Origin of the sequence: Caballeronia sordidicola (genome assembly GCF_000729995.1) — a bacterium.
Lineage (GTDB): Bacteria > Pseudomonadota > Gammaproteobacteria > Burkholderiales > Burkholderiaceae > Caballeronia > Caballeronia sordidicola_A.
Genome location: NZ_JNFG01000002.1, coordinates 26015 through 38526 on the forward strand (window position 1 = coordinate 26015; position 12512 = coordinate 38526).

Consider the following 12512-nt stretch of genomic DNA (forward strand, 5'->3'; position numbering starts at 1 on the left):
GCGCTTTCGGATGAGTCGTTGAGTTGGGGCGCGAGCGGCCATGTGGTTGTCGGGAGCCGCGAAAGCGCAGGGCTAGATCAGCGTTCGTCCGTTGTCGCGGTCGGGTCTCAATGAGCGCCAGATTCGCAGCGAGCGAAACAGGAACACCGAGTTTCCGAGCACGTACCGGCGCCACAAACGCCGGGGCTCACGGGCGAGGCGGAACAGCCATTCGAGATGAAGCGTCTGCAGCATGCCGGGCGCGCGGCTTACCCGGCCCGACATGAAGTCGAGGATCGCGCCGCCATTGACGATCAGGCACGGCCACGTGATCGCCTCCTTTAACGCCAGCGCCACGCGCTCTTGCTTGGGCATACCCATTGCCAGGATGACGATCGTGGACCGGCTCGCTCGCACCGCGTCCACGTAGCGCGCGTCCGGCTGGAAGCCGTCCAGCGTGATCGTGACGTCCGAACCTGCCTCACGCAGTTTCGCAGCCGCCATGGACAGGTAGGGGTCCCGGGTACCCAGCAGCGCGACGCTGCCGCGACAGCGCTCGAGCACCTTCGGAATCAGGTCGGTGCCGTTCATGTTGAGGCCCGGCCGGATGCCAAGTAGCGTCAGCAGGATCGATACGCCAATACCGTCACGAAGCAGCAGGTCGGACTCGACCAGGCTCCTCCTGAAATCGCTCTCCTTCCACGCGAGGTTGAATGCGTGCGCGTTCAGGAACGACACGACCATCGGCTTGCGCGCGGTCTGCATGGCTTCAATGATCCTGTCCTCCTCACGCTCGCTCATGACGAGCGTGAGCTTCCTGATCAGGCTGTTGCCGCGCATGTGGTACCGGTAAGTCATGTCTGTCTCCACAAATCCGGGGCGGCGGTCGGGCTCATTGCTGCACCTCTAGCGCAAGCGGGCGTGCCATTTGAAGCGCGTCGCGCATTGCGCGGATCTCAACCTTGTTACGTGCCACGAAGTGAAAGCCGCCTAGCGCCAGTGCAGAAGTAAGCACGGCAAGGTTGCGTCTCCTCAGCCCCCAGTACAGCCAGTTGCGCGTCATGAAATAGCGTGAAAAATCAGACTTGGCACCGCCTGTGGACGAACTGATCTTGTGCCGCAGATGAATGGTCGGCGTGAAATACATCCTGAATCCGGCCTGATTGAGCTCGTGGCAGAACACGGTGTCGTCGTAGTACACGAACAGTTCTTCCCACATGCGAATGCCGGCGTCGCGCAACGGCCAGATCTTCACAATCAGCGAACAGGTCGGTGCGTAGTCCACGCGATACAGCTCGTCCGTCGTCAACCGGTCGGGTTTGTTATGACCGAAATGCCTGCAGCCGCCCTTTAGGTAACTCAGCTTGCCGCCGGCATACCAGACCTTGTTCTCGGGCTTGTAATAGAACATCTTCGGCGCGAGCGCATCGACCTCGGGGTGCAACTGGAGAAGCTCGACATGCTTTTGCAGGAAGTCCGGATCGACCTCGATGTCGTTGTTCAGGAACAGCAGGTGCGTGTAGGAGCGGTCGGACAGGAAGAAGTCGATCCCCTGGTTATTGCCCGCGGCCACGCCGGTGTTTTCGTAGTTGCGCACGAACGTGAACGGCGTCTTCAGCGTCTCGCGGATCACGCGTTCGCAATGAAGATTGCTCACGTCGTTCTCCACGAAGAAGATATGGAAATTATCGAACGTCTGGGCGTTCATGCTGTCAATAAACCCATTGATCACGTCGTCCGATTTGAACAGCACGGTCACGATGCCGATTTTCATTGTCTCGATCCTCCATGGAAAGCACGGGCGCCAGTCTCTGCGTTGCCTGGGCAATGCTTCAATTCATCAAACCCCGGGCGCGCATTTCAGCAACGGAGCGCTCATAACCCGCGTCTTCAATCGTCTGGCTCCTGACCCACTCGCAAAAACGCGTGGCGCCTTCGCGGAAGGAGACGCTTGCCTGGAAGCCGAGCTCGTTGCGAATCTTGCTGACGTCGGCGAAGTTGTGACGGATATCGCCAAGCCGGAAGTCGCCCGTTATCTTCAGTTCGCCCGCAGCGCCATAGATCCGCTTCAGTGTTTGCGCGACTTCAAGCACGCTGGTCGCCACGCCCGAGCCAACGTTGTAGGCCACTTGCTGCGCGTGCTCCGCGTCCAGTGTCAGGACGATGGACTCGACCACATCGTCGATGTACACAAAATCTCGTGTCTCCTCGCCGTCTTCGAAAATATTGATGTCCTTGCCCTGCAGCAGCAGCGTGGAAAATATAGAAAGGATTCCTGTGTAGGGATTGCGAAGCGACTGTCCCGGTCCATATACGTTCTGAAACCGCAACGCCGCCGCACCAATACCCATGGCGCCGCATGTCATCAGGACCAGTTGCTCCTGAACCAGCTTGGTAATGCCATAGACGGAACTCGGATGGGTCTTGGACGCTTCGTCCGTCGCCACCACCTCAAGCGGTTCACCCGTGTCCGCAGACAGGCATTCGAACGCGCCGGCGCGCATGTCGCTGGCGTTGCGCGTGCCGGGATAAGTGTCGCCGTTCGGGCCGCGATATTTACCCTCGCCATAGATCGAACGTGACGACGCCACCACCACGCGGCGGATCGAATGTGGTTGGTGGGCCAGATGATCGAGCAACAAGGACGTGCCGCGGATATTCGTTTCCACGTAACGGTCGACCTGATACATCGACTGGCCGGTGCCGGTTTCGGCGGCGAGGTGCACCACCGCCTCTTGTCCTTCGAGCGCCTGGGCCCAGTCATCCACGTGGCGCACGTCGCCCTTGATGAAACGCACGCTTGCCGGAAGCTCGCCAAGAAGTGGCGACTCGTCCGGACTTGCGCCGTGAATCTGCGGGGACAGGTTGTCAAGCACGGTAACGGAGTCGCCGCGCGCAACGAGCGCTTTGGCAAGCGAGCTGCCGATAAAACCGGCGCCGCCGGTGATCAGTGTTTTCATAGCGTCAATCCGAGTTGCCAGTCGATTGTCTTGGCGATGCCGGTCTCGAAGTCTTCCGCAGGACCCCAATCCAGTTCGTCGCTGATTTTTGCCGTGTCGATTGCATAGCGGCGGTCGTGTCCGGCGCGGTCGGTAACGAACTCGACCAGCCGCATGTGCGGCGCGCGTTCGGGCAGCCGTTCGTCGAGCAGGCGGCAGATCAGTGCAACCACGTCGCTGTTGCGCCACTCGTTGCACCCGCCGATGTTGTACGTCTCGCCGGCCTTGCCCTTCGTCAGCACACGCTGCAGCGCGTCGCAATGATCATCGACATAAAGCCAGTCGCGCACGTTCTGGCCGTCGCCATAAACCGGGATACGGGTGCCGGCGAGGCAGTTGCGGATCACGGTCGGAATGAACTTCTCCGCGTGCTGGCGCGGGCCGTAGTTGTTCGAACAATGCGTTGTGACGACCGGCAGCCCGTACGTGTGGAAATAGGCGCGTACCAAATGGTCGGACGCGGCCTTGCTCGCTGAGTAAGGCGAGTTCGGTGCATAGCGTGTGGTCTCGACAAAGGCCGGGTCGCCCGGACCCAGGGAGCCGAACACTTCGTCAGTCGAAATGTGATGGAAGCGCCGCTCGCGGGCCGCGTCCGTGCCGGCGTTGAGCCAGGCGGCGCGGGCCGCTTCGAGCAACGTGAAGGTGCCTTCCACATTGGTTCGAACGAACTCGCGCGGGTCGCTGATCGACCGGTCGACATGGCTTTCCGCCGCGAAGTGGACGACGGTATCAATGCCATGTTCGTCCAGGAGCCGGCCCACCAGCGGACGGTCGCAAATGTCACCGTGCACGAACGTGTGGCGGCTTGGGTCCGCCAGATTCGACAAGTTGTCCAGCGACCCGGCGTAGGTCAGAGAGTCGAGATTGATGATCCGCACGCGGGTATCGGCGCGCAGCAGGTGATGCACAAAGTTCGAGCCGATAAATCCGGCGCCGCCCGTGACAAGGACGGTAGAGGGTCGATAATCCATCAGTTTGCAGCCCAGTGATTGAGTACTTCGGCGAGGCCTTCCTGCCACGGCCGGGGCTCGAGGCCAAGCAGGTTGCGGGTCGTTTGCATGTCGAGCACGGAGTTCTTTGGACGGGCCGCCGGCAACGGGTAGTCGGCTGTCGTGATCGGCCGCACGGTCGGCGGGCGGTCGAGCATGCCGCGCGACGCCGCCTGCGCGACCGTAGCCTGCGCCAGACCGCACCACGTGGTCACGGTGCTCCCCGTGTAGTGGTAAGTGCCCCAGGGCAGCGAGCGGTTGCCGGGCGCCCGCAGATACCGGTCAGCGAGCAACAGCAGCACCTCGGCAATTGCACCGGCGTGCGTGGGTGCGCCGTACTGGTCGCCGACAATCCGAAGTTCGCGGCGCTCGCGCGCAAGACGCAGGATCGTCTTCACGAAGTTGTTGCCGTGCGCGCCGAACACCCACGACACCCGCAGGATCAGATGCGCCGGAAGCAGCGCGCGAATGGCCTGCTCGCCGGCCCATTTGCTGCGGCCATACACACCGAGTGGCGAAGCCGGATCGCCCGGTTCGTAGGGCGTGGTGCTGTTGCCGTCGAATACATAGTCCGTGGACAGATGGAACAACGGGATGCCGGCTTGTGCCGACGCGCAGGCCAGGATCTCGACGGCGTCGCGGTTCACCGCGAACGCCTGTTCGACATTGCTCTCCGCCTTATCGACGGATGTGTACGCGGCGGCGTTGATCACCAGCTCCGCGTCGTACTCGCTCAGGGCACGATCGACCGCGTCGTGATCGGTGATATCGAGCGCTTGCCGGTCGAGTCCGATCAATTCGCGGCCGTGAGAGCGCAACACGAGCTCGCGGCCCACCTGGCCGCCGGCTCCGACTACGAGAATCGTCATCGCGTGGCGCTCCATGCGAAGTCGCGCAAGCTCATGCCGCGACCTCCTCGAAGCGCGGCAGCCTGGCCGGTTCCTGCTCGTGCAGCAGCGGTAACGCGAAGTCCTTGGCGGACATTGCCGTCGCTGCGCCGCCGCCAGGCTCCGGCCATTCGATGCCAATGGCCGGGTCGTCCCAGCGAACACCCGCGTCGGTCTCGGGATCGTAGTAAGTCGTGCATTTGTAGACAAAGTCCGCTTGTTCAGAAATCACGCAAAAGCCATGGGCGAAACCGGGTGGAATCCACAACATCTCGTGGCGCACGTCGTCCAGTGTCACGCCGACCCACTGGCCGAAGGAGGGCGAGCCTAGCCGGACATCGACAGCCACGTCGAAGACCGCGCCGCGCGATACGCGCACGAGCTTGCCCTGCGGATTGCGCCGTTGGTAATGGAGCCCGCGCAAGACGCCGCGTGCCGAACGGGACTGGTTGTCCTGGACGAAGCGGGCGTTCACGCCGGTATCGGCGAGCCAGGTTTCGCGAAAGGTCTCGACGAAAAAACCGCGTTCATCGCCGAAGACTTTGGGCTGCAGGATCAGGACGCCGGGAAGACGCGTTTCGACTATGTTCACAGCGCTACCTCGCGACGCAGCAGGTCCACCAGATAGTTCCCGTAACCGCTCTTCAGCAGCGGCGACGCGAGACGCTGCATGTCTTCGCTGCCGATCCACCCCAGCCGCCATGCAATCTCTTCCGGGCAGGCGATCTGCAGGCCCTGGCGCACTTGCATCAGATGGACGAAGTTGGCCGCGTCCAGCAGCGATTCGTGGGTTCCCGTGTCGAGCCACGTGTAGCCGCGGCCCATCAGTTCGACCTTGAGGTCTCCACGCTCCAGGTAGGCACGGTTGAGGTCGGTGATCTCGAGTTCGCCGCGCGCCGAGGGCCGGATCTCACGCGCCATCGGCACGACGTCGCGGTCGTAGAAATAGAGGCCCGTCACCGCATAGTGGCTACGCGGATGACGGGGTTTTTCTTCCAGGTCGACGGCATTGCCGTGCTGATCGAGCGTCACGACGCCGTAGCGTTCCGGGTCGCGCACGTAGTACCCGAAGATGCTTGCGCCGTCCTCGCGCGAGCACGCGTTTTGCAGCAGCACTGAAAGACCCGTGCCATAGAATATGTTGTCGCCGAGGATCAGCGCGGCCGGACTGTTGCCGAGAAAATGTTCGCCGATCAGGAACGCCTGGGCGAGTCCTTCGGGACGCTCCTGCACTGCATACGACAGGTTAAGACCCCAGCTCGACCCGTCGCCGAGCAGGTGAATGAAAGATTCGCTGTCCTGCGGCGTGGTGATGATCAGGATGTCTCGTATGCCCGCCAGCATGAGTGTGGTGAGCGGGTAGTAGATCATCGGCTTGTCATACACGGGCATGAGCTGCTTGCTGACGGACCGTGTCAGCGGATGCAGGCGCGAGCCGGTGCCCCCGGCCAGGATCAAGCCCTTCCGGGCAACGCGGGTTGGGACAGTCATGTCACTCTCATGCTGGGAAATGCCTTAAGAAAAACACGCGATTCCGGGCCGCCGGCGTGGTGTGGGCGAGTGGGTTCGGTCCCGCAATGGAGGGGCGATTGCCGCTCACATGCGATCTCATCAATACGCATGCAGCCCCCTGAATCCACGCACGATCGTCATGAGCACGATCTTCAGGTCGAGGCCGAAGGTCCAGTTCTCGATGTAGTTCAGGTCGAGCTCGACGCGGCCCTGCATCTTGTCGATAGCCTCGGTTTCACCGCGGTAGCCGTTGATCTGCGCCCACCCGGTAATGCCCGGCTTGATCCGGTACCGGCACATGTAGCCGTGGACCAAATCCTTGTATTGTTCGTCGTGCTGCAGCGCATGAGGACGAGGGCCGACGACCGACATCTCGCCGCGCAACACGTTCAGGAATTGCGGTAATTCATCCAGGCTGGTGCGTCGCAGGAACGCGCCCACGTTCGTCACGCGCGGATCGCGGCGCTTCGCCTGCGTGAGCTTGCCGGGCTCTTCCGTGTGCACGACCATGGTCCGGAACTTGTAGATCTGAAACGGCGTGCCGTTGACGCCCTTGCGCGATTGCCTGAAAAACACCGGCCCCGGCGAGGACAACTTGACCGCCACCGCGATTCCCAGCATCAGCGGGAGAATGCACACGAGCACCAGCGCCGCGAACAGACGGTCAAAGATTTCCTTGGGCACGAAACGGTGGTCGGCAGGCGGCGAAGCAAGCAGGTTGATCGCGGGTACACCGACAATTCCGTCTATGGCGTGAGTGAACGGCGCGAAGTTATGGACGTTGGGGATGAAGCGGATATTCAGGAACTCGTGCTTGAACTCGCGCAGGATTGCGTGGATCCGCTCTTCTTCCTTGAGGGTCAGGACCAACCATAACTCGTCGATAGCCCGATGCTTGACCGCTTCCGCGAGTGCCCCAAGCGAACGTACGACCGGCAATCCGCAGGAGAACGTTGCAGCGTCCGGGCGTTCGTCGAATACGCAGACGGGCTGAAGACCGCCGCTTGCCGATCGTTGCAGTTTTTCGATCAACCGCATGCTGTAGGCGCTGGCGCCCACTATGGCGACGGACTTCGCTCGCTCGCGCCGTGATTGCGCCACGCCGAACAACCGGTACCCTCCCGTGCGCGCCGCAATCAGCAGCGCAAGCGAGATCAGGAACCATGCACCGGACCACAGGCGCGAGATCAGGGACATCTGCTGGACGGACAGCATGAATGCAATGCCAAGCATGAATACGGTGGTCCAGCCGGCTGTCACGCGCATTGCAGTCTTGATAAAAGAATCACGCCGAAATGTTCGATAAAATCCGAGTGCCGGAAACAAACTCGCGACCATTAAAGCGTTAAATGCGACCAAAATGACAATAGGCTCGGTCCAGGAATGGAAGTCCTCAAAACGCAACGCAAAAGCAATCGCGGCACCAATCAGAATCATGCAGGCGTCTACTGTGCGCGATAAGAATCCAAGCCGGTACGTAATAACGTCCGTTTCGAGAAGCCGAGCCGATTGCATGTTATTCCCCAATGAATAGCGTGACTGGTCTTCAACCGCATTTTATTTAACTGGTGCTATCGTTTAAATCTGCTGGATGCTCTTCCCCGGAGAGCGGGCAAGGCTCCGCACACCGTCTTTGGCACGATGCTAAAAAGCGCCTCGCCACGCCCGATGGATGACGCGAATCAGGAAATGCAGCGGCATTCGCTTCGAAACGCGAATTTCAAAATATTAATCACCTGGCAATGCTTTAAACAAATAACCAAAGGCATGCCACCCGTCTTTTGCGTTGCATCATACATAGGCGAAAAGCGGACGGTACCTGTCTGGCGTAAAAGAACACGATGTTGACGGAGCGGGTCAATAAATCCAACCAGCCGGGGCTGCTATTGATCAGACGACATTCATGTCAATTCAATAGTGCTTTCCCATTCGCGTCAAAGTCTTGCCGTTTAAAGTCACGGACAGTCACTGCGATGCAGCAAATGTACTATCCGCCTTGAATTTAGCCAGCTTTATCTGTCGTGATTTGCCATTGAGATATTTATCGATTTCTCAAGAGCATGTCGGCCATCGCCTGGGGTTGGATCCGGGCATCGGGACAGGTCTTGCTTCTCTCATGCGGCTTGCGCCGCACCCTGACGAGGTGATGTATGAAAGCTCTTCCTGTATTGATGACGGTAGCAGCGCTGGCCATGCCTTCGCTGTCGCATGCGCAGGGCGAAGAGGGCGCCACTGCCGCGGTGGCCGCCGCGAGCGCCGGTGGCATCGGTACGGCCGCGCTTGTGGTGGGCGGCGTGGTGGTCACAGCGCTCGTGGTAGCGGCGGTATCCGGCGGGGGTGGCAACGGGCTGGGCTCGACGGGCACCACCGGTACGACCGGAACCACCGGCACGGTTCGCTAACCCTTGCGCGCGCTCGATTCCGTGTCCCGTGTCCACTCGCGTCATGACAGCCATCGCGGCCATGCACCGCATCGGTTGTTTTCACCGGCGTTCGCACGCTGCCTCGCCTGCGCCGCGATGACCTTGCTGGGTGCGTGCTCGGATCCGATGCGGGCGCTCTCCGACAGTTATTCCTTTGTACGTCAGAACAGCGACGCGCAGATCGATCGCACCGTTCTCGCGAAGGAACATCAGTACCTGAAGGTGTCGTCGAGAGGGCGCTCTGCACTGCTCGTGCTGGGTAACGTGGAGCAGAACGCGGCCGGCCCGGTCGAGGTGTGGTACTCGGGCGCCGGTGAAGTACTGCGAATTCAGAACGGCCGCCTGATCGGTGCGACAGGGATGGCGACCGAGTGGTTGAATGTGCGCCTCTCGGCACCGCCGGACTGGCTCTCGATCAGCGCGCCGACATCGTATGCACGCCGCCGTGACGTGATGCCGGCGTATGACTTCGGCGAAGCCGACGTCGTCACCGTGACGCCCATCGATATGCCGGCGAACACGCGTTACAGCGGGCCGAAGGCATCGGCCTTGCGCTGGTTTGCGGAGCGCACGCAGGGACGCATCGGGTTACGCGATTCGCGTTATGGCGTATTGCAAAGGGACGGCCACGCGTTGGTCGTCTACGGCGAACAATGTCTCGATGACCGGCTCTGTCTGAGCTGGCAGCGCTGGCCGGCCGAAGTCTGACGTTATGGCGACTGGAGTCAGGGACGCGCTCGATCGCGGAAGAAGTTATGCGCTTTATTGTTTGCTGTCATGCACATCGGTACATGTTTTTGGAGCGCAGGCCGTGACCATCGGTGCACCTGTGCGCCTGGGCGATTGGCTGGCGAGCCAACTGGCCTTGCCTGCCCAGCGTGAACGAGACATCTATGTCACAGGCATTCAATGGCAGTCGGCGCGGGAGCGTTCGTTGCAGCAGGGTGCACGTCAAACGCTGCTGGACCTGGTCCGCTACCTGGCTGGTCCGGCTGCGCCCGCGCAACCGGATCGGGATGGGTTGAGCGCGCTGATTGCCGCGCGCCCGGCAACAGGGCGCGTGGTGCTCAAGGAGGCGGACCCGCGCTGGCTGCAGGCGAATCCTGCGGAGGATCCCGTGCTGAACGCGGGCGACGCGGTGGCGATTCCCGAACGTCCGTCAAGCGTTACCGTGATTCGCGGAGATGGTTCGCTATGCAAAGTAAAGCATGTGGCGCAGGCGGAAGCGAGCTATTACATCCGAAGCTGCGATCCGCATGCGGCGCCTGACGACGCGTGGGTCGTGCAGCCCGACGGCGTGGTGCAGAAGGTGAATGTCGGGTTGTGGAACCGGACGGCGCAGCAGCCGCCTGCGCCCGGCGCATGGATCTGGGCGCCGGACAGGTCAGCGGGGTGGCCTGAGTCTTTGTCGGTGCGTCTTGCGAGCTTCTTTGCGACGCAAGGCCCGTCGGGACTCGACGACGCAGGGCACGATGCTCCGCTGCAGCCGGACTCACAAGAGGAGCTGTCGCCGGCTGCGGCGCAATTTCATGACCGCGATCTGCCGGTTACCGCAAGCGACTGGGGCACGATTGGCTTGTTGCAGACCCCAACCGCCCGCATGGGCGAAGCGGGCGAAGCGTCGATCGGCATCTCCACGACCTCGCCGTACACGCGGGTGAACGTGATGCTGCAGCCGCTCGACTGGCTGGAGTTTGATTTTCGTTATACGGACATCAGCTCGGAGAAGTATGGGCCGGCGTCGTTAAGCGGATCGCAGAGCTACAAGGACAAGAGCATCGATTTCAAGGTCCGGTTGCTATCCGAGACGGCGATGCGGCCGGCGGTTGCGCTGGGGATGAGGGATATTGGCGGCACGGGCCTGTTTTCGGGCGAGTACCTGGTGGCGAACAAACGCACTGGCGACTTCGACTGGAGCCTTGGTCTGGGCTGGGGTTACCTGGGCGCGCGCGGCAACATCGATAACCCCTTATCGATCATCAGCGACAAATTCAAGACCCGTCCCGCGCCGGACTCGAATGTGGTCAACTCGGGGACTTTTTCCAAGGCGTATTTTCGCGGACCGATGTCGTTGTTTGGCGGCGTTCAGTACCAGACGCCCTGGACCCCGCTCGTGCTGAAACTCGAGTACGACGGCAACAACTATCAAAACGAACCGTTTCACCAGCACTTCACGACACGGTCGAGTTTCAACATTGGCGCGGTGTATCGCGTGTCGTCCCACATCGATGTCAGCGCCGCGCTGGAACGCGGCAACCGGGCAATGCTGGGTATCACACTGCACGGCAAGCTGCCGGATATCGGCACGCCGAAGGTCAGCGATCCGGCGCCGTTGCCGGCCTTGATGCAGCCCGTGGTGCAGCCCGTCATACAGCCAGTCGCAGAGCCCGTTATGCAGCCCTTGATTCAGCAAGCAGCGCCCGCGGTGGCTGCGACGGACTGGAGTGGAACCGCACAAGCCCTGGAGCAACAAACCGGCTTCCGGGTGCAGAGCATCTATCGCGATGGTTCGCAGCTCATCGTCGCTTTCGACGAGATCGATGCGTTTTACCTCGCAGACAAGATTGACCGCATCGCCGCCGTGTTGAACCGCGATGCACCGCCGGAGGTTCGCGCGTTTCGCGTGACGCTCGTGTCGCGCGGCTTGCCCGTGACCGGTTATGCGATCGAGCGCGACACCTGGGTGCGCAACCATGCGAGCCTGCTGGCGCCTGTCGACCGGCAGCAGGCAGTGTTCAAGATGCCGCCTGCCGCGATGCCGGATGGTCCGCCGCCCAAGGGCATGTATACGGACATCTACCGGCAGGAGCCAAAGCGCTTCACCTTGTCGGTCGGGCCGGCGTATCAGCAGACGCTCGGCGGCCCGAACGGATTCGTGCTGTATCAGTTGTCGTTGAACGCGTATGCCGAAGCACGCCTGCGCCGCGATACGTGGCTTGCCGGCGACCTGAACCTGGGGCTCGTCGACAACTACGACAAGTTCACCTACACGGCGCCGAGTTCGCTGCCGCGGGTGCGGACCTACCTTCGCGAGTACCTGACGACATCGCGCTTCACCATGCCGCTGCTGCAACTGACGCACGTGGGCGCGCTTGGCCGCGACCAGTACTACAGCGTCTATGGCGGCTATCTGGAAAGCATGTTCGCCGGTGTGGGCGGCGAGTGGCTGTATCGGCCATGGTCGAGTCCGCTGGCGGTCGGCGTCGATGTGAACCGGGTCCAGCAGCGGGATTTCCGGCAGGACTTTGCGTTGCGCGATTACTCGGTGACCACCGGCAACGTGACGCTCTATTGGGACACCGGCTGGCACGGCGTGCAGGTCGACCTGAGCGTTGGACAGTACCTCGCGAAAGACCGCGGCGCGACGCTCGATATCAGCCGCGTGTTTCGCAACGGCGTGCGCATAGGGGCTTATGCAACCAAGACCAACGTGTCGAGCAGCGAGTTCGGTGAAGGGAGTTTTGACAAAGGCATCTACGTGACGATTCCATTTGATGCGCTGTTCACGCATTCGACCTCCGGGGTCGCGGCCATCCGCTGGTCGCCGCTTACCCGCGATGGCGGGGCCAAGCTCGCGCGCCAGTTCCCGCTGTATGACCTCACGGACGAGAGCAACCCACGCAACTTGTGGTTCTCACCGCCAACGCCCGCGACCACTGGTCCGGAATAGAGCGCACGTGGTTCGATCGCCGATGAGAGGCGCGGTCGATCGGCCGCGTGCAT

11 protein-coding genes are annotated in these 12512 nt (G+C 61.6%); 3 read left to right on the forward strand and 8 right to left on the reverse strand.

Features of this window, described 5'->3' with window-relative positions:
* Window positions 1-72 precede the first annotated feature (72 nt).
* The 8 genes from FH08_RS0101050 to FH08_RS0101085 all read right to left on the reverse strand — a co-directional run bounded on the left by FH08_RS0101050 (window position 73) and on the right by FH08_RS0101085 (window position 7881).
* A complete protein-coding gene (locus FH08_RS0101050; protein WP_031356528.1) occupies window positions 73-837 on the reverse strand; it encodes a WecB/TagA/CpsF family glycosyltransferase in 765 nt (254 codons plus the stop codon).
* 34 nt (window positions 838-871) lie between these two features.
* A complete protein-coding gene (locus FH08_RS0101055; protein ID WP_031356529.1) occupies window positions 872-1753 on the reverse strand; it encodes a glycosyltransferase family 2 protein in 882 nt (293 codons plus the stop codon).
* Between the two features lie 58 nt (window positions 1754-1811).
* Window positions 1812-2939, reverse strand: a complete 1128-nt coding sequence (locus FH08_RS0101060) for an NAD-dependent epimerase/dehydratase family protein (protein WP_031356530.1) — start codon at window positions 2937-2939, stop codon at window positions 1812-1814.
* Entirely contained in the window at window positions 2936-3949 is a 1014-nt protein-coding gene (rfbB, locus tag FH08_RS0101065) for a dTDP-glucose 4,6-dehydratase (protein WP_031356531.1), read from the reverse strand. The genes FH08_RS0101060 and rfbB overlap by 4 nt, the downstream gene beginning before the upstream one ends.
* Window positions 3949-4836 (reverse strand): dTDP-4-dehydrorhamnose reductase, encoded by an 888-nt coding sequence (gene rfbD, locus FH08_RS0101070; RefSeq protein ID WP_031356532.1) that lies wholly within the window; start codon window positions 4834-4836, stop codon window positions 3949-3951. The genes rfbB and rfbD overlap by 1 nt, the downstream gene beginning before the upstream one ends.
* Before the next feature lie 31 nt (window positions 4837-4867).
* Complete coding sequence (rfbC, locus tag FH08_RS0101075) at window positions 4868-5446, reverse strand: dTDP-4-dehydrorhamnose 3,5-epimerase (RefSeq protein WP_031356533.1); 579 nt, start codon at window positions 5444-5446, stop codon at window positions 4868-4870.
* Window positions 5443-6345 carry a glucose-1-phosphate thymidylyltransferase RfbA gene (gene rfbA / locus FH08_RS0101080; protein ID WP_031356534.1) on the reverse strand — a complete coding sequence of 301 codons (903 nt, stop codon included), beginning with the start codon at window positions 6343-6345 and terminating at the stop codon, window positions 5443-5445. Before rfbA ends, rfbC begins: the two co-directional genes overlap by 4 nt.
* Window positions 6346-6465: 120 nt before the next feature.
* Window positions 6466-7881 carry an undecaprenyl-phosphate glucose phosphotransferase gene (locus tag FH08_RS0101085; protein WP_051887613.1) on the reverse strand — a complete coding sequence of 472 codons (1416 nt, stop codon included), beginning with the start codon at window positions 7879-7881 and terminating at the stop codon, window positions 6466-6468.
* Window positions 7882-8516: 635 nt separating this feature from the next.
* On the opposite strand from FH08_RS0101085, the gene FH08_RS48085 reads away from it, so the two are divergent.
* From FH08_RS48085 to FH08_RS0101100, 3 genes are read left to right on the forward strand one after another with little or no spacing between them, the layout of a single operon-like run.
* A complete protein-coding gene (locus FH08_RS48085) occupies window positions 8517-8768 on the forward strand; it encodes a hypothetical protein (RefSeq protein ID WP_035565020.1) in 252 nt (83 codons plus the stop codon).
* A gap of 21 nt (window positions 8769-8789) precedes the next feature.
* Window positions 8790-9497 (forward strand): YjbF family lipoprotein, encoded by a 708-nt coding sequence (locus tag FH08_RS0101095; protein ID WP_235210252.1) that lies wholly within the window; start codon window positions 8790-8792, stop codon window positions 9495-9497.
* 4 nt (window positions 9498-9501) lie between these two features.
* Window positions 9502-12459, forward strand: a complete 2958-nt coding sequence (locus FH08_RS0101100) for a YjbH domain-containing protein (RefSeq protein WP_031356538.1) — start codon at window positions 9502-9504, stop codon at window positions 12457-12459.
* Window positions 12460-12512: the final 53 nt, after the last annotated feature.

Bases quoted from the DNA above. Each gene is read 5' to 3' on its own strand.
- rfbA (WP_031356534.1), bottom strand. From the start codon at position 6,345: ATGACTGTCCCAACCCGCGTTGCCCGGAAGGGCTTGATCCTGGCCGGG.
- FH08_RS0101055 (WP_031356529.1), bottom strand. From the start codon at position 1,753: ATGAAAATCGGCATCGTGACCGTGCTGTTCAAATCGGACGACGTGATC.
- FH08_RS48085 (WP_035565020.1), top strand. From the start codon at position 8,517: ATGAAAGCTCTTCCTGTATTGATGACGGTAGCAGCGCTGGCCATGCCT.
- rfbD (WP_031356532.1), bottom strand. From the start codon at position 4,836: ATGACGATTCTCGTAGTCGGAGCCGGCGGCCAGGTGGGCCGCGAGCTC.
- rfbB (WP_031356531.1), bottom strand. From the start codon at position 3,949: ATGGATTATCGACCCTCTACCGTCCTTGTCACGGGCGGCGCCGGATTT.
- FH08_RS0101050 (WP_031356528.1), bottom strand. From the start codon at position 837: ATGACTTACCGGTACCACATGCGCGGCAACAGCCTGATCAGGAAGCTC.
- FH08_RS0101085 (WP_051887613.1), bottom strand. From the start codon at position 7,881: ATGCAATCGGCTCGGCTTCTCGAAACGGACGTTATTACGTACCGGCTT.
- FH08_RS0101100 (WP_031356538.1), top strand. From the start codon at position 9,502: ATGGCGACTGGAGTCAGGGACGCGCTCGATCGCGGAAGAAGTTATGCG.
- FH08_RS0101060 (WP_031356530.1), bottom strand. From the start codon at position 2,939: ATGAAAACACTGATCACCGGCGGCGCCGGTTTTATCGGCAGCTCGCTT.